This window comes from Dyella acidisoli, assembly GCF_030160295.1.
Lineage (GTDB): Bacteria > Pseudomonadota > Gammaproteobacteria > Xanthomonadales > Rhodanobacteraceae > Dyella_B > Dyella_B acidisoli.
In genome coordinates this window covers 456992-476000 of the sequence record NZ_BSOB01000010.1, presented here as the reverse complement: position 1 = coordinate 476000, position 19009 = coordinate 456992, and the positions used below count along the sequence as shown (strand labels likewise).

20 protein-coding genes are annotated in these 19009 nt (G+C 60.6%); 12 read left to right on the top strand and 8 right to left on the bottom strand.

The window, feature by feature from the left end:
• Positions 1-73: 73 nt before the first annotated feature.
• Positions 74-577 carry a Spy/CpxP family protein refolding chaperone gene (locus QQJ86_RS07185; RefSeq protein WP_284320225.1) on the bottom strand — a complete coding sequence of 168 codons (504 nt, stop codon included), beginning with the start codon at positions 575-577 and terminating at the stop codon, positions 74-76.
• A gap of 170 nt (positions 578-747) precedes the next feature.
• Here QQJ86_RS07185 and QQJ86_RS07180 point away from each other — a divergent pair, with 170 nt between their 5' ends.
• Genes QQJ86_RS07180 through QQJ86_RS07170 form a run of 3 tightly spaced genes read left to right on the top strand, consistent with a single transcriptional unit; the run spans position 748 to position 3043 of the window.
• Positions 748-1440 carry a response regulator gene (locus QQJ86_RS07180; RefSeq protein ID WP_284320224.1) on the top strand — a complete coding sequence of 231 codons (693 nt, stop codon included), beginning with the start codon at positions 748-750 and terminating at the stop codon, positions 1438-1440.
• Entirely contained in the window at positions 1437-2807 is a 1371-nt protein-coding gene (locus tag QQJ86_RS07175) for a HAMP domain-containing sensor histidine kinase (protein WP_284320223.1), read from the top strand. Before QQJ86_RS07180 ends, QQJ86_RS07175 begins: the two co-directional genes overlap by 4 nt.
• The gene (locus QQJ86_RS07170; RefSeq protein ID WP_284320222.1) at positions 2804-3043 is read left to right on the top strand and encodes a hypothetical protein; all 240 of its coding nucleotides are present in this window, start codon (positions 2804-2806) and stop codon (positions 3041-3043) included. Before QQJ86_RS07175 ends, QQJ86_RS07170 begins: the two co-directional genes overlap by 4 nt.
• A gap of 64 nt (positions 3044-3107) precedes the next feature.
• On the opposite strand, the gene QQJ86_RS07165 is transcribed toward QQJ86_RS07170, so the two are convergent.
• From QQJ86_RS07165 to pdhA, 3 genes are all read right to left on the bottom strand, one after another.
• Entirely contained in the window at positions 3108-4481 is a 1374-nt protein-coding gene (locus QQJ86_RS07165) for a dihydrolipoamide acetyltransferase family protein (protein ID WP_284320221.1), read from the bottom strand.
• A 78-nt stretch (positions 4482-4559) separates the two neighbouring features.
• On the bottom strand, positions 4560-5540 hold the full coding sequence (locus tag QQJ86_RS07160; RefSeq protein ID WP_284320220.1) for an alpha-ketoacid dehydrogenase subunit beta: 981 nt from the start codon (positions 5538-5540) through the stop codon (positions 4560-4562).
• 3 nt (positions 5541-5543) lie between these two features.
• Entirely contained in the window at positions 5544-6629 is a 1086-nt protein-coding gene (pdhA, locus tag QQJ86_RS07155) for a pyruvate dehydrogenase (acetyl-transferring) E1 component subunit alpha (protein WP_284320219.1), read from the bottom strand.
• 271 nt (positions 6630-6900) lie between these two features.
• Between pdhA and QQJ86_RS07150 the strand changes: the two genes are divergently transcribed.
• Positions 6901-7749 carry a tryptophan 2,3-dioxygenase gene (locus tag QQJ86_RS07150; protein WP_284320472.1) on the top strand — a complete coding sequence of 283 codons (849 nt, stop codon included), beginning with the start codon at positions 6901-6903 and terminating at the stop codon, positions 7747-7749.
• Positions 7750-7982: 233 nt separating this feature from the next.
• Positions 7983-9491 (top strand): peptide MFS transporter, encoded by a 1509-nt coding sequence (locus QQJ86_RS07145; RefSeq protein ID WP_284320218.1) that lies wholly within the window; start codon positions 7983-7985, stop codon positions 9489-9491.
• 49 nt (positions 9492-9540) lie between these two features.
• On the opposite strand, the gene QQJ86_RS07140 is transcribed toward QQJ86_RS07145, so the two are convergent.
• Positions 9541-10035 carry a MarR family winged helix-turn-helix transcriptional regulator gene (locus tag QQJ86_RS07140; protein WP_284320217.1) on the bottom strand — a complete coding sequence of 165 codons (495 nt, stop codon included), beginning with the start codon at positions 10033-10035 and terminating at the stop codon, positions 9541-9543.
• A 113-nt stretch (positions 10036-10148) separates the two neighbouring features.
• Between QQJ86_RS07140 and hppD the strand changes: the two genes are divergently transcribed.
• The 4 genes from hppD to tpx all read left to right on the top strand — a co-directional run bounded on the left by hppD (position 10149) and on the right by tpx (position 14419).
• Positions 10149-11243, top strand: a complete 1095-nt coding sequence (hppD, locus tag QQJ86_RS07135; RefSeq protein WP_284320216.1) for a 4-hydroxyphenylpyruvate dioxygenase — start codon at positions 10149-10151, stop codon at positions 11241-11243.
• 175 nt (positions 11244-11418) lie between these two features.
• The gene (hmgA, locus tag QQJ86_RS07130; protein ID WP_284320215.1) at positions 11419-12717 is read left to right on the top strand and encodes a homogentisate 1,2-dioxygenase; all 1299 of its coding nucleotides are present in this window, start codon (positions 11419-11421) and stop codon (positions 12715-12717) included.
• Positions 12718-12840: 123 nt separating this feature from the next.
• Positions 12841-13824: a fumarylacetoacetate hydrolase family protein gene (locus QQJ86_RS07125; RefSeq protein ID WP_284320214.1), complete on the top strand. Its 984-nt coding sequence runs from the start codon at positions 12841-12843 to the stop codon at positions 13822-13824.
• A 94-nt stretch (positions 13825-13918) separates the two neighbouring features.
• The gene (gene tpx, locus QQJ86_RS07120) at positions 13919-14419 is read left to right on the top strand and encodes a thiol peroxidase (protein ID WP_284320213.1); all 501 of its coding nucleotides are present in this window, start codon (positions 13919-13921) and stop codon (positions 14417-14419) included.
• Between the two features lie 52 nt (positions 14420-14471).
• Here tpx and QQJ86_RS07115 read toward each other — a convergent pair whose 3' ends face one another.
• Positions 14472-14735, bottom strand: a complete 264-nt coding sequence (locus QQJ86_RS07115) for a hypothetical protein (RefSeq protein ID WP_284320212.1) — start codon at positions 14733-14735, stop codon at positions 14472-14474.
• Positions 14736-14821: 86 nt separating this feature from the next.
• Positions 14822-15244 carry a group III truncated hemoglobin gene (locus QQJ86_RS07110; protein ID WP_345782810.1) on the bottom strand — a complete coding sequence of 141 codons (423 nt, stop codon included), beginning with the start codon at positions 15242-15244 and terminating at the stop codon, positions 14822-14824.
• 192 nt (positions 15245-15436) lie between these two features.
• Here QQJ86_RS07110 and QQJ86_RS07105 point away from each other — a divergent pair, with 192 nt between their 5' ends.
• Positions 15437-16369 carry a 2OG-Fe(II) oxygenase gene (locus QQJ86_RS07105; RefSeq protein ID WP_284320211.1) on the top strand — a complete coding sequence of 311 codons (933 nt, stop codon included), beginning with the start codon at positions 15437-15439 and terminating at the stop codon, positions 16367-16369.
• Between the two features lie 70 nt (positions 16370-16439).
• Here QQJ86_RS07105 and gap read toward each other — a convergent pair whose 3' ends face one another.
• Positions 16440-17453 carry a type I glyceraldehyde-3-phosphate dehydrogenase gene (gene gap / locus QQJ86_RS07100; RefSeq protein WP_284320210.1) on the bottom strand — a complete coding sequence of 338 codons (1014 nt, stop codon included), beginning with the start codon at positions 17451-17453 and terminating at the stop codon, positions 16440-16442.
• 159 nt (positions 17454-17612) lie between these two features.
• Here gap and QQJ86_RS07095 point away from each other — a divergent pair, with 159 nt between their 5' ends.
• Positions 17613-18077, top strand: coding sequence for an OsmC family protein (locus QQJ86_RS07095; protein WP_284320209.1), 465 nt, complete (start codon positions 17613-17615; stop codon positions 18075-18077).
• A 52-nt stretch (positions 18078-18129) separates the two neighbouring features.
• Positions 18130-18942 carry a S1/P1 nuclease gene (locus tag QQJ86_RS07090; protein ID WP_284320208.1) on the top strand — a complete coding sequence of 271 codons (813 nt, stop codon included), beginning with the start codon at positions 18130-18132 and terminating at the stop codon, positions 18940-18942.
• Positions 18943-19009: the final 67 nt, after the last annotated feature.

The following is a 19009-nucleotide window of genomic DNA, read 5'->3' as shown; positions in this document are numbered from 1 at the left end:
GGTGCAGCGGCGATCGCTCAAGTGTCGGTTAGAACGTCCGCTAAGATCGGCTAACCGCTGTTCTTGTTATGTTTTACTGCGCGGAGCTCGCAGTTGCCGGCAGCGGATGTTCTGCCTTGAACTGCTGCCATTGCGCCTTGCGGGCCTCGAACGCGGCCTTCTGGGTGGTGTACTGGCTCTGCTGGGCGCTGGTCAGCACGCTGTTGTAGATCTGCGCCGTGACGGCCGCGCGGGCGATGATGCGCGCACTGGTGAAATTGGCTTCAGCTTGGGCAAGGGCGGCGGCCGAAGACTGATAGTTGGAAGCGCTCGGCGACAAGGCTTCGAAGGCTTCGCGCTGCTGGTGCACGGCCTGTCCCTGTGCCTTCAGCGAAGCGAAGCTCTGCTGAACGATCTGCTTGACCTGGGCCTTCTGCGCGTCAGTGAGATTCAGGCCGCGGAGGGCGAGCATTCCTTCCGCGTGGCCACCACGGGGACCATGGTCGAAACCACCTTCGCCCGGGCCGCCGGCAAAGGCCAGCGCGGAAATGCCGAGGGCGGCGGAAAGGATAAGCGACAACGTGATGGACTTACGCATGGTGAAGCTCCTGCTTGGGTGAGGGATTGTGGTAACTATTGGAAAGCAGGGGCGAGTTGAAGATCTTTGCTGCGGTGTAAAGAAGGGTAAAGTCAGCCCAGCGCAAGCGAGCCTACGGCCGTTTCCGGTTGTCATGCGATAGTAACTACGTACTGTCGATGGCTGCCTGCATGTCCCGGATACTGATTGGTGATGACGACCGCGAGCTGTGCGCATTGCTCGCCGAATACTTGCGCCGCGAAGGATTACAGGTGGATGTCGTGCATGACAGCGAGGGTGTGCTGGCAAGGCTGCGTGATCCGGCATTGCGTCCGGATCTGCTGATTCTTGACGTGATGATGCCGGGTCGCAGTGGACTGGATACCCTACGCGACTTGCGCGCACAACATCGCTTGCCGGTGATCATGTTGTCGGGCCGCGGAGAACCGGTGGATCGCGTTGTAGGGCTGGAGCTTGGTGCGGACGACTATCTCTCCAAACCATGCTTACCGCGCGAACTGCTTGCGCGTGTGCGTGCACAACTACGCCGTCATACCGTGGAGAGCGTGGGTGAGTTGACCGCGGGCGTATTGCGCCTGCTGCCAGGTGAGCGACGCGCGTACGCCGGTGAGCAGGAACTCAATCTCACCGGCGCCGAATTCGCCCTGCTGCTGATGCTGGTGCAGCGCGCTGGCGAAGTCATCGACAAGACTTCACTCACGCGCGTAGCGCTGGGTCGCGAGTTGGAGCGGTTCGATCGCAGCATTGACGTGCACGTCAGCCGCCTGCGCCACAAGCTGGCAGAGGCCTCGGCGCAGGCGCCACGCATCGATTCAGTGCGTGGTGCGGGTTACGTACTGGTACCGAACGGTGCGCAGGCATGAATACGTTCCGCAGCCCACTGTTCTGGCGCTTATTGATCTCCGTTTGCATCGCCAACGTGCTGGTGTTGATGTTGGGAGGTTTGCTTACGCGCAGTTACTTTGCGTATTCGATGCAGCAGGCATTCGATTGGCCGGCCTTGGCACAAGCGGCCAACGAAGCCTATGAAAAAGGCGGACATGACGGCCTGGATGTTTGGGTCACGCAGCAACGCGAGCAGGGTGTCGATGCCACACTGTATGAAAACGGCGAACCGCTACGCGACATCCGCCTGCCATCGCCCATTCGTCACACGCTGCCCGATTGGTTGTCTTCCGGGCACGACATCACGTTGAATCCATGGCCGGGCTTCTATATCGCCGTGCAGAACGTAACGGGCAGCGACGGCCATGCTCGGCAGATGGTTGCCGTAAGCAGTTCGCGCACCCGCATTCCACCGCGCACGCGAGAGAAGATTTTGCTCGTTGTGCAAGGCATGCTTTCCTTATTGATGATCGGCATCATCGGCTGGTGGGTGGCGCGCAGTGTATCGCGGCCGGTAGAGGCCATGCGCACGGCCACGCGTTTGATGGCGTCCTGCGAATTTGCCACACGCGTCGATCGGCGTTGGATCAGCAAGCACGATGAACTCGGACAGCTTGCTCACGATTTCAATACCATGGCCGAACGCATCGAAATGCTCGTCGCACACGATCGCGGCGTGTTGCAGGATCTCTCGCACGAACTGCGCTCGCCACTGGCGCGTCTGCATCTCATCCTGGACCTGGCGCAACACAGTAGCGATCCACACGAAGCGGCAGCCCATTTTCAGCGTGCCGAGCAAGAGATTGCTCGCATGGATCGTATGACAGCGGAAATGCTGGCGCTGTCGCGACTGGAAGGCGGGCTGCCGGGCATGGTGCGTGAATCCGTCGATCTGGCAGCACTGGCCAAAGATCGTGTGGCGGCGGCAGGTATTGATGCAGAGGCGCGCGGCATCGTCCTGCAGATGAGCGGAAATGGGTCGATGGTGGTGCAGGGCAGCGGCCTGCTGCTTGAACGCGCTTTGGACAATGTGCTTGCCAATGCGATCAAGTTCAGCCCATCGAACGGTGTGGTGCATATTGCATTGACTGAGCTAGCTGCCCAGTGGGAGCTACGTATTCGCGATCACGGACCGGGCGTGCCTGAAGAAGAGCTCGATCTGTTATTCCGCCCGTTCTTTCGCGGCAGCAACGCCGAGCAAGCCACTGGCCACGGGTTGGGCCTGGCGATTGTTCAGCGCGTGATGCACGCGCATGGCGGCAAAGTTGCAGCGCGCAACGTGGATGGTGGCGGGTTGGAGATCATCATGCATCTGCCGGCACAGGCGCCTTCAGAAGACGCGTGATCGAAGCGGCAGTCAATCACATTGTGTTAGGCGAACTCGGTTTCAACATCTTGAGCACGCTGAAGCACAGTGGATTCCAGAACCATGCGTTGATCAGCGATGCCTGGTTGCCGGCTTATGGGGTGCGTTTCACTCAACCGACCATATACAAGTTGGAACGGGTAGGGCATTACTGCCTTGAAGATGTGCCGGAAGCAGTCGGCACCCATGTAACCGCATTTTTGCAACAAAAATGATAGCGATGGAAGGCACAAAAAAAGCGCCCATTGCGGGCGCCTTTTTTTTGTGCGGCTTGATAGATCAGTTTGGCAGCGACAGGTTATCCAGTAGCGCCTTCAGGAAGCGAGCAGCTTCACCGCCGGTCGCCGCGCGATGATCGAACGTGAGGCTGATCGGCATGCGGCGATGTACTTCGATACCACCCATCACGGCGACAACGTCATGGCTCAGCTTGCCGGCACCGATGATCGCCACGCACGGCGGTACTACCACCGGTGTTGCGTAACGGCCAGCGAACATGCCGAAGTTCGACAGGCTGATGGTGTAGCCGCTGAGTTCCGAAGATGGAATCGTGCGGTCTTCCACCTGCGTACGCAGACGCTGGATGCCTGCACGGATGCCGGCACCATCGAGCACATCGGCGTTACGCAATGCGGGCACGAACAGGCCGTCTTCCGTGTCGACAGCAATGCCGATGTCCACGTGCGGATGCAATGTACGAGTGAGGTTCTTGCCGTCGAACCATGCGTTGAGCGCGGGCACTGTCTTGCACGCCGTCACGATCGCGCGGATCAGACGGGCGGTGATGTCCTGCTTGCCGATCCAGGCATGCAGATCCGCATCGTCCACCAGCGTAGTCGGCACTACGTTGGCGTGTGCTTCGGCCATCACGCGCGCCATGTTGCGGCGAACGCCTTTGAGTTGCTCCGGCTGGCCGCTTGCTTTGACGCTCGGGGGCGCAGTACGCACCGGTTTGCCGGCCAGCGACACGGGGGTGCGTGCCGGTTCCGGTTCCGGCAGTTCTGGAGCGAGGTGGCGGCCGGCGGAAGCCGGCACGGCGCGCGCGGGCGCGGCGCCAAGCGCAGCGGTGCCATTGGCGGCGGCGTTCTTCACGTCCTGCATGGTCACCACGCCGTCGGCGCCACTACCGCGCACGCGCGTGATGTCGACCTTGAGCTTCTTCGCCAATGCACGCACGGCCGGTACGGCCTTCACGCCGCCGACGCTGGAGGCCTGCTCCACATGCACGTGGCTGCCGCTGACCATCGCACCGACCACGGTGCCTTCGTCTTCGCGATCCGCCTTGCCATTGGTCTCGATCTCGCCACCTTCGTCGGAGGCGGTGACTTTCTTCGGCTCCGCGGCAGCGGCCTTCTTGGGGCCGTGATGATGGCCGGTGGATTCGGCTTCAGCACGCTGCTTGGCGTTCGGATCAGGCTCGAATTCGGCGAGCGCTGCACCGGTATCGATCACGTCGCCAGCTGCGCCATGCAACTTGGCGACCTTGCCCGTGTACGGGGAGGGGACGTCGACAACCGCCTTGGCGGTTTCCATCGATACCAGCGGCGCGTCGAGTTTGATCTGATCGCCTTCCTTCACGTGCCACTCGACGATGGTTGCGTCGGGTAGGCCTTCGCCGAGGTCCGGCAGGTAGAACGTCTTGATGTCGGCCATGTTCGGAGTTCCGAAATGTGAGTGTGTGTTCGGTTTTTGCTTCCTCCCGTGCATGCGGCAAGGGAGGGAGCGAGGACGTCAGGATGCGGCGAGCGTGCGCTTGGCGGCTTCCACCACGCGCTCCGTGCTCGGCAGATATTTCATCTCCAGACGGAACAACGGAATGTGCGTATCCCAGCCGGTTACGCGCTCCACCGGCGCGAGCAGGTCGTACAGGCATTCCTCCGCGATGCGCGCGGCGATCTCGGCGCCAAAGCCAGCTGTCTTGGGTGCTTCGTGCAGGATCACGCAGCGGCCGGTCTTCTGCACCGATTCGGCGATGGTGTCGAAATCCAGCGGGGTAAGCGTGGCTACATCGATCACCTCAGCACTGATGCCTTCCTCGGCCAGTGCATCGGCGGCTTCCAGTGCTTCCTTCACCTGTGCGCCCCAGGTCACGATGGTGACGTCGGTGCCGTCGCGCAGCACGAAGCACACATCGAGCGGTAGCGCTTCGCCGTCATCCGGCACTTCTTCTTTGTATTGGCGATAGATGCGCTTGGGTTCGAAGAACATCACCGGATCCGGATCGCGGATCGCGGCGAGCAACAGACCGTAAGCGCGTGCGGGCGACGAAGGCATCACCACGCGCAGACCAGGAATATTGGTGAACAGATGCTCGTTCGCTTCGGAGTGATGTTCCGGTGCACGAATGCCGCCACCCCACGGTGCGCGCCATACAGCCGGCACGGTAATGCGGCCGCGCGTGCGGTTGCGCATGCGCGCGGCGTGGCAAGCGATCTGCTCCATCATCGGATAGATGAAGCCTTCGAACTGCGCTTCGGCGACCGGCTTCATGCCTGCCGCGGCCAAGCCTACGGTGACACCGGCGATGGTGGTTTCGTCCAGTGGCGTGTCGAGCACGCGCAGCGCGCCGAATTTTTCCTGCAGACCCTGCGTGGCACGGAACACGCCGCCGTTGACGCCGACGTCTTCGCCCAGTACGACAACGCTGTCGTCGTGGGCCATTTCATAAGCAAGCGCCTGGGTGACGGCTTCGATAAGAGTGATTTGTGCCATGGCTTAGTGCGCCTTCTTGTCGAGCGAGAGCACGAGATCGCGCTGTTTGGCGAGATCCGCGGGAACTTCGGCGAAGGTGTAATCGAACATCGCCGTGACGGGCTGGGTCTTGGTCTGGAGGTAGGCATTCACCTCGTTGTCCATCCACTCGTCGCACTCGGCTTTCCAGGCTTCTTCCTTCGTGTCGTCCCACACTTTCTTGGCGACCAGCCAGTTGCGCAGGCGCTTCATCGGCTCCTTCGCCCAGGCGTCCTTCACTTCCTGCTCGCCGCGATAGCGACGGGCGTCATCGGCGGTGGTGTGGTCGCTCAGGCGATAGGTGACCAGCTCCAGTACGCTGCCGCCTTCGCCGTTACGCGCGCGCTCAAGCGCGTCTTCCATCGCCTTGCGCACGGCAATGATGTCGTTGCCGTCCACCTGGATGCAGTAGAGACCCGCAGCGATGCCTTTCTGCGCCAAGGTCGGCGCACCGGACTGGATCTTGCGCGGTACCGAGATGGCCCACTGGTTGTTGACGATCACCGCCACCATCGGCAGGTTCTGTGCACCGGCGATGTTGATGGCGCCGTAGAAGTCGCCCTTAGACGAACCGCCGTCGCCGATCGTGCACACGGCTACGCGCTTCTCGTTGCGGATCTTGAACGCCAAGGCGGTACCGGCTGCATGCAGGCATTGCGTGGCGATCGGCACCGACCAGGCGAAGTCATGACGTGCGGGCTCGTTCTGATAATCGTTGCCGCGTTCGTCGCCGCCCCAATACATGTATACCTCGCGCGGCTGCACGCCGCGATAGAGCTGTGCACCGTATTCGCGATAGCTCACGGCGAGCACATCTTCCGGCTTCATGGCGCTGCCGATGCCGACGTGCGAGGCTTCGTGACCGAGACAGCTTGCGTACGTGCCAAGCTTGCCGGTACGTTGCAACGCCACCGACTTCGCGTCGAACACGCGGGTGGACATCATCAGCTTGTACAGCTCGACCATGTGGTCGAGATCTTTGGTGAATTCGGGCAGGTCATCCCGAACCTGCTTGCCTTCGGCATCGAGATACTGCAGATATTCGATTTCAAACTTGGCGGCGATGGACACGACTCGCTCCCGGATGAGGGTAGGGAAAACGCTGCGGGGGAGGCGCGGCCCATCCAGTGGGGCCGGACGCACTTGAGGATGCTTTGACGTATTTTACGTGGTCATCACTGACGCTGTCCGTACAGTCAAAACAGCCTTTTGGACCCAGACAAACGCCAATTGATAGCAGGCGGCCTTGTTGCGTCGCAAGGTACACTGCAGCATGCGAGCCCGTACGTGGGCGTTCGCGATAGCGGTTAACATCAATCTTTTTGCGGGTTTGCGGGCAACCATGACGGACAACCAGCGGGACCTCGAGGCAGGGATTGAGCTCGACTTGAGCGGCCGAATGACCTATGGCGGCTATCTGCGGCTGGATCAATTGCTTACCGCGCAGCAGCCCGTCACCCAGCCGCCGCATCACGACGAAATGCTTTTCATCGTGATGCATCAGGTGGCGGAGCTGTGGATGAAGCTGGTCATCCATGAGCTGAAAGCAGCCATCGCGCATCTGCGTATCGACGACGTGAACGAATGCCTGAAAATTCTTGCGCGTGTGAAACATGTGCAGCGGCAGTTGTTCGAGCAATGGGCGGTGCTGGAGACGCTGACGCCGTCGGAGTATCTGGAATTTCGCGACGCGCTGGGTTCGTCGTCGGGTTTTCAATCGCTTCAGTACCGCATGATCGAATTCATGCTGGGCAACAAGAATTCGCAGATGCTCAAGGTGTTCGATTACGACCCTTCGGCGCAGGCGCAGTTGCGAGAAGTGCTGGAGGCGCCGGGTTTGTACGACGAATTCCTGCGCTATCTCGCGCGTCACGGCCATGCCGTGCCGGCGGAGCGAGTGGAGCGCGACTGGAGCGAACCGTATCAGCGCCATGAAGGTTTATTGGCGGTGTTCAAGCGCATCTATGAACAGCGTGCGGCGTTCTGGTCGGAGTACCACATGTGCGAGCAATTGGTGGATGTGGAAGAGAGTTTCCAACTTTGGCGTTTCCGTCATATGAAAACGGTGGAGCGCATCATCGGACATCGGCGTGGTACGGGTGGTTCCTCGGGTGTGGCGTTCTTGAAGAAGGCGCTGGAGTTGGAATTTTTTCCTGAGCTGCTGGATGTGCGCACGGTGCTTGGCGCCTAGGTTAGGGTGCAAACCCAACGTCCCATGTGCAGATACATTCCGATGTTGGGGTTTGCACTCCAGCCTATGCGCTCTGTGCGGGATTCCTCGCCCTCAAGGCCGAACATGTCCATATGCTTCCTCGCACGCCGGCCTTTGTCGGAATGACCATTCCCTAAAGTTGCTGCATCGCGTTTGACTTGAACGCACCATGCCCGTTACATCTTCCGGGTCCAATCCCAAGGGGAACCTAAGTGAACCAGCATTCCGAAGCCGGCGTCCAAACCACGCCCGACTTTCCGCAGCTGTTCGGTCATCCGCGTCCGCTGTGGATGCTGTTCATGACGGAGTTCTGGGAGCGCTTCGCCTACTACAGCCTGAGCTGGGCGTTGGCGTTGTACGCGGTGGCGCAGTTCTATAACGGTGATCCCACCGGGCAGGGTTGGGCCAGCAGCATTTTCGGCGCCTACGTGGCGCTGGCGTTTGCTTTCGGTGTGTTCGGAGGATATGTCGCTGACAAGATCATCGGCTATCAGCGCTCGATCCTGCTCGGCGCAGTCGTCATGTCCGCGGGCTTGTTTGTGCTGATGATCCCCAGTCGTGATGCCTTGCTGTTCGGCCTGGCGATGGTCATCGTGGGCGATGCCCTGTTCAAACCGAACATCTCCTCGATGGTGGGCCAGTTGTACGCGCCCGGCGACGAGCGTCGCGATCGCGGCTTTACGCTGTTCTACATGGGCATCAATTGCGGTGCGTTCCTGGCACCGCTGGTTACGGGCTGGATGGCCAGTTATTTCACGAAGACGCCGCTGCAGCAGAACTTCCGTGTTGTTTTCGCGGCAGCCGGTGTGGGCATGATCTTGAGCCTGTTGTGGTTCTGGTTTGGCCGGCGTGGCTTGCGCGGCGTGGGGCGTCCGGCGCCTGGCAGCGAAAGCCGCATGCGCGTGTTGCAGGTGATTGGTGGGGTGGTGGTGGCGGTCCCTGCAACGTATCTGCTGCTCGCCAAGCTCGGCGCGGCAGGCTTGCAATGGGTGATGGGACTGCTCTTCGTCGGCATGGTGGTGGTGCTGATCGCCGAAGCGAAGCGCCATGATCGTGTGCAGCTCGACCGGGTGATCGCGATGCTGATCATCTTCGCGTTCAACGTGCTGTTCTGGGTGTTCTATTACTTGTTCGGCACCACCTTCAACTTCCTGGCCGAAAACCTTGTTGATCGGCAGATGTTCGGTGGCTGGATGTTCCCGGTGGGTTGGTTCCAGTCCATGACGCCGCTATGGGTGGTGGCCTTGGCGCCAGTGACGGCGTTCGCGTGGGGCTGGCTGGCCAAGCGGCATAAAGAGCCGTCGATTCCACGCAAGTTCGGCTTAGGGTTGGTGTTCAACGGCGTGGGTTTCGTGAGCCTGATCTACGCGCTGTCGCACCTGCTTGGCATCAACGGTCTGATTCCATTCTGGCCATTGGCCATGTGCTACCTGTTCCAGTCCGTGGGCGAGCTGTGCCTGTCGCCGATCGGCCTGTCGATGGTGACCAAGCTGGCGCCGCCGCGTCTGGTGGGTCTCGGCTTGGGCGGCTGGTTCTTGTCCACTGCGCTCGGCGGCAATCTCTCAGGCATGCTGGCTTCGCATATCAGCGGGGCCACGGGCATGACGGCTGCGTCCGCACTGAGCGGGTTTACGTTCTGCTTCTACGTGTTGGCGGGGTCGGGCGTGCTGCTGTTGCTGATTTCGCCGCTTGTGAATCGGCTGATGCATGGCGTGAAATAGCTGCAGAAACGGGGAACGTCGACGTATCTCGGTACGCGCCGTTCCTCGTTCACGGTTCCCCGTCATCACCCATTCCCTGGACGCCTTCCAGCAGCTTGTCCAGGATGCGCGTCAGCCATGCGCGTTCTTCGGAATCGAGCTTGTCCAGCACTTCGCGTTCGCGCGCGCGCGCCATCGGGGCCACATCGTCGTGAATCAGCCAGCCGGCCTCGGTCAGGCTTAGCACCGAACGACGCTTGTCATTGCCGTGCGTTTCGCGATGCACGCGGCCGGCTTCGACCAGGCGGGCGAGTGCACGGCTTACGGCCACCTTGTCCATTGCCGTGCGTTCGGCCACTTCGCGTGCTGAAAGTCCGTGGAAACGGGCCAGTACCGCCATCACGCGCCATTCCGTCACGCTGAGGTCGTAGCGGCGCTGGTAGTCGTCCGCAATCGCCTGGCTCACCGTGTTTGAAAGGATCGACAACCGATAGGGCAGAAAGCGCTCCAATTCCAAGGGGGCGTGTTCGGCTCCAGCGGGGGCGGGCTTGCGCGGATGGGACATTGTGGCGGTGTTCCTTGCAATTAGTTGCAATTGTAACTATAACGTTGACCTTATCCCGATGGTGGCACGCTAGCGTGGCTGCCATCGCGCACCGACTATGTCAGGAGAGCGCCATGAACGCCCAGCCTAATCTCGGCATGCACGTGACCACCTTCGAGAACCCCATGGGCATCAACGGATTCGAATTCGTTGAATTTGCCGCCCCGGCGGGCCGAAGCGACGAACTGCATAGGTTATTCCAGAACATGGGCTTTACGGCGGTGCTCAAGCACAAGCGCCGTCCCATCACTGTGTATCGCCAGGGTGGCGTGAACTTCCTGGTCAACGAAGACCCGGATTCTTTCGCAGCCGACTTTGCCGCCGAACACGGTCCCTGCGCCTGTGGTTTCGCCATCCGTTTCGAGAAGCCTGCCAATGAAGTTCTGAAGGCGGTGCTTGCCAATGGCGGTGAGGCTTCCACACACAAAGCAGACACCAAGGCGGTAAATGCCCCGGTGGTGAAAGGCATCGGCGATTGCATGCTGTATCTGGTAGACCGCTATGGCGATGCCGGCAACATCTACGACGGCGACTATGAAGCACTACCGGGCGTGGACCCACATCCGGCTGGCTTCGGCCTCACCTTCATCGACCACCTCACGCACAATCTGTACTTCGGCAACATGCAGAAGTGGTCCGATTACTACGAGCGGCTGTTCAACTTCCGCGAGATCCGCTACTTCGACATCAAGGGTGCAAAAACCGGCCTGGTGTCGAAAGCGATGACCGCACCGGACGGTATCGTGCGCATTCCGCTCAACGAGTCGAGCGACCCGAAGAGCCAGATCAACGAATACCTCGATGCGTATCACGGCGAAGGCATCCAGCACATCGCCTGCTTCACCGACAACATCTACGAAACGGTAGAAGCGATGCGCGCGAAGGGCGTGGCATTCCTGGATACGCCCGATACCTATTTCGACGTGATCGACCTGCGTATTCCTAACCACGGCGAAGACGTGCCGCGTTTGGCGAAGAACAAGATCCTGATCGACGCCGATCCGGAAACCAAGCAGCGCAAGCTGCTGCAGATCTTCACGCAGAACAACGTCGGGCCGATCTTTTTCGAGATCATCCAGCGCAAAGGCAATGAAGGCTTCGGCGAAGGCAACTTCCAGGCGCTGTTCGAATCGATTGAACGCGACCAGATGCGCCGCGGCGTGCTGTAACGTAATTGAGCCCCCTCTCGATTCGGGAGAGGGGTTGGGGTGAGGGGACAAGGCTTGCCGTAAGCTGTGAAAGAACCTCGCTTCGATTGCACTTTCCACGCAAGATTGGCCCCTCACCCCCGCCCTCTCCCCGGAGGGGAGAGGGAGTAAAAAGCTCGGCAAGAGTGAAACCTAGATGGAATCGAACGGCTACCAATCCGGCTTCGGCAATGAGTTCGCCAGCGAGGCCATCCCTGGCGTGCTGCCGACGGGCCAGAATTCACCGCAGCGCGTAGCGCATGGTTTGTATGCGGAACAGCTGTCCGGCAGCGCGTTCACCGCACCGCGTCACACCAATCGCCGCAGCTGGTTGTACCGGATTCGCCCGGCTGCGATGCATAAGCCGTTCGAGTCGCTTGCGCATGCCAGCTTCCACAACCGCTTCGATGAAGCGCCGGCCACACCGAATCAGCTGCGTTGGGATCCATGGCCACTGCCGTCGCAGCCGACGGATTTCGTCGATGGCCTGATGACGATCGCCGGCAACGGTGGTCCGGCCGAGCAGGCAGGTTGCGGCATCCACGTGTATGCGGCCAACCGATCGATGCAGGGGCGCTTTTTCTACAACGCGGATGGCGAGCTGTTGATCGTTCCGCAGCTTGGCCGTCTGCGTATCGCTACTGAGCTTGGTGTGCTGGATATCAAGCCGCTGGAAATCGCCGTGATTCCGCGCGGCGTGCGTTTCTGTGTCGAGTTGATGGATGGCGAAGCACGCGGTTACGTCGCCGAAAACTTCGGTGCATTGCTGCGTTTGCCGGATCTCGGCCCGATCGGCGCCAACTCCATGGCTTTACCTCGCGACTTCCTCGCACCACATGCGGCTTACGAAGATGTCGAAGGCGATTTCGAGCTGATCGCGAAATTCCAAGGTGCATTGTGGACAGCGAGCATCAACCACTCACCGCTTGACGTGGTGGCGTGGCACGGCAACTACGCGCCTTATAAATACGATCTCACACTCTTCAACACGGTCGGCTCGATCAGCGTGGATCATCCCGATCCGTCCATCTTCACGGTGCTGACGTCGCCCAGCGACACCCCTGGTACGGCCAACGTGGATTTCGTGATCTTCCCACCGCGCTGGCTAGTGGCCGAGCACACCTTCCGTCCACCGTATTTTCACCGCAACGTCGCCAGCGAATTCATGGGGCTGATCGAAGGCGTGTACGACGCCAAGGCCGGCGGTTTTGCGCCGGGCGGCGCCAGCTTGCACAACTGCATGAGCGGGCATGGGCCGGATGCTGCGACGTTCGAAAAGGCCAGCAACGCCGATGTCAGCAAGCCCGATCACATCACCGGCACGATGGCTTTCATGTTCGAAACGCGCAAAGTGATCCATCCCACCAAGCAGGCGCTCGATGCGCCGCAGCTGCAGCGCGACTATTACCAGTGCTGGCAAGGCATCGCCAAGCATTTCGATCCGGAACGCGCATGAGTCGCGCGTGGCTCACACTGGGTACGATGCTGCTTTTACAAATAACCTGGTGGCACGTCGGAGTGCTGCCGCCGATTGATGACTTGGACGGCTGCGCATGATGCAGCCTGGCGGAGTGAACGCATGAAACTGGGAAGTCTCAAGGAAGGCGGCCGCGACGGCACGCTGATCGTGGTAAGCCGCGATTTGAAGCAGGCCGTGAAGGCCACCGGCATCGCTGCGACCATGCAGGCCGCGCTGGACGATTGGTCGAACAGTGCGCCGCGCTTGAATGCGCTCTCAGATGCGCTCAACGCAGGCCATGCACCGGGTGCGTTTGCGCTAGACATGACCGCACTCGCTGCACCGCTGCCGCGTGCCTACGAATTCGTCGATGGCAGCGCCTATCTGCCGCACGTCGAACGCGTGCGCCGTGCACGCGGTGCGGAAGTGCCCGAGTCATTCTACGTCGATCCGCTGATGTACCAGGCAACGAGTGCAGGTTTTCTTGGGCCGCGCGATCCGGTTGTTGTGCCGAGCGAGGAGTACGGCATCGATCTGGAGGCCGAAGTGGTGGTCATCACCGACGACGTGCCGATGGCTGTGACCGTCGAGCAGGCCGCTGGCCATATTCAGCTTGTGGGCCTAGTCAACGACGTCAGCCTGCGCAACCTGATCCCGGGCGAGCTCGCCAAGGGCTTCGGCTTCCTGCAATCCAAGCCTCGTTCGGCACTATCGCCGGTGTTCGTCACGCCCGATGAGCTCGGCGATGCATGGCAAGGTGAGAAGCTCCATCTGCCGATGCGTACCTGGCTCAACGGCAAATGGTTCGGCGAAGCCGAATGCGGCGTGGACATGCAGTTCAACTTCGCGCAGCTTGTGGCGCATGCGGCCAAGACGCGTCCGCTTACGGCAGGCACCATCGTGGGCTCTGGCACCATCGCCAATGAAGACACCAGCAAGGGCGCTTCCTGCCTGGCTGAGCAGCGGACGGTGGAAACGCTGCGTGATGGCAAACCGAGTACGCCGTTCTTGAAGTTCGGCGATACGCTGCGCATCGAGATCACGCATGAACAGGGGGAGTCGATTTTTGGTGCTATCGAGCAGGCCATTGCTTCTCTGAAATGACGAGCTTCCAGTCACGGCGCGGTCAGAGATGACGCGCCGTGGCATCAGCGCTATCTTCCTGGACTGATTCCCCCCCTCACGTCAGGAGTAGCGCATGTCCCAAGTCACTCTTAAAGGTAATCCGGTTCAAGTCGACGGCCATCTCCCGGCTGCGGGTGACAAAGCACCGGCGTTCAGCCTTGTTGCCAAAGATCTCTCCGATGTCCCGCTTGCCAGCTTCAATGGCAAGCGCAAGGTGCTGAATATCTTCCCCAGCGTCGATACGCCAACTTGCGCCACCTCGGTGCGCAAGTTCAACGAAAAGGCCAGCCAGCTCAACAATACGGTGGTGCTGTGCATTTCGGCCGACCTGCCTTTCGCGCAGGCACGCTTTTGCGGTGCCGAGGGTTTGAGCAACGTGGTAACGCTTTCGACCCTGCGCGGCCATGACTTTCTCAAGCACTACGGCGTGGCGATCGCTTCCGGTCCGCTGAGCGGTCTCGCTGCGCGTGCGGTCGTGGTGCTGGACGAGCACGACAAGGTGCTGCACACCGAACTGGTCGGCGAGATCGCCCACGAGCCGAATTACGACGCGGCACTTGCCGCTTTGCAGTGATCGCAGAACGCACGCAAAAAAGGCCGGTTAATCCCGGCCTTTTTCGTCTGTCTCAATGCGAATCCTTGAGGTGATAGAGCGCGTCCCCCAGATGCGGCGACTGCTCGATTTCGGCAAGCGTGCACTGGCGATCCACTAATGGCGTATGCGGGTCGAACAGCGCTGCCCAATCGGCATCCGACATGCGTTTTTGGATCGGTGCGCCGTTGGCGGTTGGTGGAGCGTCGTCTCGCGCGTACGCGGCGGTCGATGTAACGGCGAGCGGTATCCAGAGCGCAATCCCGTACCGAAGCGCACGATGCTTCATCCACTTCATTCCCAAGCCCCTGTTTGTCCCCAGATGCGAGTATTGCGTGCAGGCGGATGCAGGCGAAAGGGGAAAGATGCCGCGGGAGATGTGGGTCAGGCTTTGCCTATGACCTGGATTGCCAATCCGCGTGTTTCCAGCCGCTCCGGCAGGCCCATCCCCAATCGCAGGCTGCGGCCGATACGGTCAGCGTGTTCGAGCATGAGTTTGGCGTCGGACTCATCCAGCAGTTCACGCGTGGTGGTCTTCCATAGCGACAGCCAGCGCTCGAAATGCTCGGCGCGAATGCCTGGCTGCATGCGGTGTACCGCCATCGGATTCCCGCGATAGCTGTTGGCTTGCAGTGCGACGGAGCACCAGAAGGAAGTCAGTGTGCGCTTGTGTTCTTCCCAGTCGTGGACGGCGGCGTTGAAAACGGGGCCGAGCAGGGGATCGACGCGTATTTTCGCGTAGAAGCAATCGACCAGCAGTGCGATCCGCGAGGCATCGAGTTTGGAGGGTTCTTGCATGCTCGTCATGGTACTACCGGCAGATGCCAAACCCGCTGCGGCAAGACGACACTGAAGCCAAATCGCTGCATGTCCAAGGGCGTTCACCCAGGCCATGCTCGCTGGAAGATGGAACGGTTAGAATGCGAAATCCCATGGATCAAAGCCATGGTGCAAAGCCCGCCTACGAAAGGGTGGCAAGGGAACGAGAGGGATCTACCGATGCAAGTGCAAGCTGTTGCAGAAACCGCCATCATCAATCCGGTCGTGCTGGCCAAGGTTTCCGAATATTCCAGGGAATTCGCTACTGCGGCACCGTTTCCGCACGTCGTCATCGACGATTTTCTCGAGCCGACTTTCGCACACGCCTTGCTGGATGCCTTTCCTGCGTTCGAGCGCGGCAATTTCATCGGAGACAGCGGTGAACCCGGCGGCAAGTCCACGCTCGCCAAGGTGCGGAATCTAGGACAGGCTTATCAGCAACTGGATGATGCGATTCAAAGCCCTGCTTTTCTGGACACGATCGGTCGCATCACGAGCGTCGATGGCTTGATCTACGATCCTTGGTATCTGGGTGGCGGTACGCACGAAAACCGCAACGGCATGGCACTGGATCCACATGTGGATTTCAATTACCACCCCAGTGAACGCTGGCATCGCCGGCTCAATCTGATCGTCTATCTCAACCCAGCGTGGGAAGATGCGTGGGGCGGCCACCTGGAGCTGTTCCGTGATCCTCACGCTGATGGTCGCCCGTCGCGTACGGTAAGCCCGGTGTTCAATCGCTGCGTGATCTTCGAGACGTCGGAGCGTTCGTGGCACGGCTTCGACGCGATCCGCCTCCCTGAGCAGCACGCGAGTATGACGCGTCGCTCAGTCGCCTTGTATTTCTACAGCAAGGATCGTCCGGCGGAAGAAACGGCATCAAGGCACACCACGTTTTACGTCAACCGCCAGCTGCCCGAGCGTTTCACCGATGGACATACGCTCACGCGTAGCGACGTGGCAGAAATCAAGCAACTGCTGGAGCAACGCGATGCGCATATCCGCATGCTCTACACAGACAACACCGGGTTGCGCGAAGCACAGGACCGTGGGTTGACCGGTCACCTGCTTTATCTCGCCAAGCGGGCATATGTGCGATTCCGGCGCTGAAACGAAACTGCCATGCCATAAAAAAACGGCCGCCTCAGGGCGGCCGTTTTGCATGTGCAGGGACGATGGCTTACTTCGCCGCCAACAACGCCTTGGTCATGTCCAACATACGGTTGGAGAAGCCCCACTCGTTGTCGTACCAGCTGAGCACTTTCACCAGGGTGCCGCCCATCACGCGCGTCTGCGTCGAGTCGTAGATGGAGGAGTGGGCGTTGTGGTTGAAGTCGATCGACACCAGCGGCTTTGTGTTCACCGCCAGGATGCCCTTCAGCGCGCCGTTGGCGGCTTCGTTGAGGGCTGCGTCGATTTCTTCCTTGGTAGTGTTGCGCGCGGCTACGAAGGAGAGATCCACCACCGACACGTTGATGGTGGGCACGCGGATCGCGAAGCCATCCAGCTTGCCGCTGAGTTCCGGCAGCACCAGGCCCACTGCGGCGGCGGCGCCGGTCTTGGTCGGGATCTGCGAATGCGTGGCCGAACGGGCGCGGCGCAGGTCGGAGTGGTAGACGTCCGTCAGCACCTGGTCGTTGGTGTAGGCGTGGATGGTGGTCATCAGGCCGTGCACGATGCCGATCTTTTCGTGCAGCACCTTGGCCAGCGGCGCCAGGCAGTTGGTGGTGCAGGAGGCGTTGGAGATCACCTGATGCGACGCGGTGATCTTGTCGTGGTTCACGCCGTACACGAAGGTGCCGTCCACGTCCTTGTCGCCAGGGGCGGAGATGATCACCTTCTTGGCGCCAGCCGCGAGATGCGCGCCGGCCTTGGCCTTGGAGGTGAACAGGCCGGTGCATTCCAGCACCACGTCAACGCCCAGGTCGGCCCACGGAAGCTTGGACGGATCGCGCTCGGCGCAAACCTTGATGCGGTCGCCATTGACGACCAGCTCGCCGCCTTCTACTGACACTTCACCCGGGAAACGGCCGTGGGCCGTGTCGTACTGGGTGAGGTGCGCGTTGGTCTCGGCGTTGCCGAGGTCGTTCACCGCGACGATCTGGAATTCGTTCGTGCGCTTGCCTTCATACAGCGCGCGCAGAGTATTGCGGCCGATACGACCGTAACCATTGATGGCGACCTTGATGGCCATGAGACAGCGTCCTCCAAAGGATGATGGGACAGCACGGCGGCCAGAAGGGCCGCCGAAACCCGCATTCTAGCCCGAACCGGCCGTATCCCTCATCCGGGGAGGGGCCGTACGCACGGAATCGTTGCATGATGCTCAACCAGTCTTACGTGAGGAAATGTCATGAGCGACGAACAGGTCATTGAACTGACCCTGGAGCAGACCGGCAATTACGAGTTCCGTGTCCGCTTCGACGGCACCGCCATACCGGACATCACCACGGACGAAACCGCACCGCTGGGCAGTGAAGCAGGGCCTAACCCGGATCGTTTGCTCCTCGCCGCCGTGGCGAACTGCATGTCGGCCAGCTTGTTGTTCGCTTTGCGCAAGTACAAAAACGCGCCCGACAAACTTGTGACCAAGGCACGCGCGATCCTCGAACGCAACGAACATAAACGCTTGCGCGTCACGCGCATCAACGTGGACCTGCAACTGGCCGAACCGACCGCTGCGCTCGAACATGTCGAGCGTGCACTGGCCCAGTTCGAGGATTTCTGCATCGTTACCGAAAGCGTGCGGCAGGGCGTGGTGGTGGACGTAAGTGTGCGTGATGCCACCGGGGCGGTGGTCCACACCAGTCATGCCTGATTGTCACGAGGTGTGTGGCATCATCCTCTGCTGCTTAGTAAGGAATCTCAGCATGCTTTCCGTGCGTCGACTGGCCGCTGCGTTGTTTGCCACCTTGGCCATCACACCCACCGCGTATGCATGGGGGCCGCTCGGGCATAGCGTAGTGGCCCAACTCGCGCAGCGGCATCTGAGCCCGGCGGCCGAAGCGGAAGTGGAGCGGTTGCTGGCGGTGGATCACACCAAGTCGCTTGCTGATATCGCCAGTTGGCCAGACGAGATCCGCAACGATCCGAAGCAACAGGACTTGTGGAAAGAAACGCGCCCGCTGCACTACATCGATTTCCGCGATCCGTCCTGCAAATACGTGCCGCCGCGCGATTGCAAGAACGGCCAGTGCGTGGTGGAAGCGATCCCACACTATGTCGCCATCCTGAGCGATCGCAACCAGCCTGATGCCGCGAGGCTGCAGGCGCTCAAGTTCGTCGTGCATTTCGTGGGCGACATCCATCAGCCGTTGCATGGTGGCTATCGCGACGATGCCGGCGGCAACACCTACCAGGTGCAATTCCAAGGGCAGGGCATGAACCTGCATCGCGTGTGGGACTCCGGTTTGCTCGGCACGCGCGGCCTGGATTGGAAAGCCTATGCGAAGCGGCTCGATGCCGAAGGCGCTGCGCCATTGCCGGCACCCATCGCGCCGCTCGACAAGCCGGCGGCGCAATGGGCTGAGGAGTCGTGCCAGATCACGCGCGACATTTATCCATCCAATCACAAGATCGACCAGACCTACGTCGATACCGAACTGCCGGTCGCCGACAGCCGCCTGCGCGAGGCGGGCAGGCGGCTGGCTGAGGTGTTGAACCTGGCGTTGCAGAACGGGTGAAGGCATGGCAAGCCGGCCAGGCTAAGAACCATGCGCGACGGTATCCAAGCTGCAATGTTGCGAAATG

What these genes read in the sequence shown, in the direction of transcription:
- QQJ86_RS07185 (WP_284320225.1), bottom strand. Translation starts at nt 577, where the DNA reads ATGCGTAAGTCCATCACGTTGTCGCTTATCCTTTCCGCCGCCCTCGGC.
- QQJ86_RS07180 (WP_284320224.1), top strand. Translation starts at nt 748, where the DNA reads ATGTCCCGGATACTGATTGGTGATGACGACCGCGAGCTGTGCGCATTG.
- QQJ86_RS07175 (WP_284320223.1), top strand. Translation starts at nt 1,437, where the DNA reads ATGAATACGTTCCGCAGCCCACTGTTCTGGCGCTTATTGATCTCCGTT.
- QQJ86_RS07165 (WP_284320221.1), bottom strand. Translation starts at nt 4,481, where the DNA reads ATGGCCGACATCAAGACGTTCTACCTGCCGGACCTCGGCGAAGGCCTA.
- QQJ86_RS07160 (WP_284320220.1), bottom strand. Translation starts at nt 5,540, where the DNA reads ATGGCACAAATCACTCTTATCGAAGCCGTCACCCAGGCGCTTGCTTAT.
- QQJ86_RS07150 (WP_284320472.1), top strand. Translation starts at nt 6,901, where the DNA reads ATGACGGACAACCAGCGGGACCTCGAGGCAGGGATTGAGCTCGACTTG.
- QQJ86_RS07140 (WP_284320217.1), bottom strand. Translation starts at nt 10,035, where the DNA reads ATGTCCCATCCGCGCAAGCCCGCCCCCGCTGGAGCCGAACACGCCCCC.
- hppD (WP_284320216.1), top strand. Translation starts at nt 10,149, where the DNA reads ATGAACGCCCAGCCTAATCTCGGCATGCACGTGACCACCTTCGAGAAC.
- hmgA (WP_284320215.1), top strand. Translation starts at nt 11,419, where the DNA reads ATGGAATCGAACGGCTACCAATCCGGCTTCGGCAATGAGTTCGCCAGC.
- QQJ86_RS07125 (WP_284320214.1), top strand. Translation starts at nt 12,841, where the DNA reads ATGAAACTGGGAAGTCTCAAGGAAGGCGGCCGCGACGGCACGCTGATC.
- tpx (WP_284320213.1), top strand. Translation starts at nt 13,919, where the DNA reads ATGTCCCAAGTCACTCTTAAAGGTAATCCGGTTCAAGTCGACGGCCAT.
- QQJ86_RS07115 (WP_284320212.1), bottom strand. Translation starts at nt 14,735, where the DNA reads ATGAAGTGGATGAAGCATCGTGCGCTTCGGTACGGGATTGCGCTCTGG.
- QQJ86_RS07110 (WP_345782810.1), bottom strand. Translation starts at nt 15,244, where the DNA reads ATGACGAGCATGCAAGAACCCTCCAAACTCGATGCCTCGCGGATCGCA.
- QQJ86_RS07105 (WP_284320211.1), top strand. Translation starts at nt 15,437, where the DNA reads ATGCAAGTGCAAGCTGTTGCAGAAACCGCCATCATCAATCCGGTCGTG.
- gap (WP_284320210.1), bottom strand. Translation starts at nt 17,453, where the DNA reads ATGGCCATCAAGGTCGCCATCAATGGTTACGGTCGTATCGGCCGCAAT.
- QQJ86_RS07095 (WP_284320209.1), top strand. Translation starts at nt 17,613, where the DNA reads ATGAGCGACGAACAGGTCATTGAACTGACCCTGGAGCAGACCGGCAAT.
- QQJ86_RS07090 (WP_284320208.1), top strand. Translation starts at nt 18,130, where the DNA reads ATGCTTTCCGTGCGTCGACTGGCCGCTGCGTTGTTTGCCACCTTGGCC.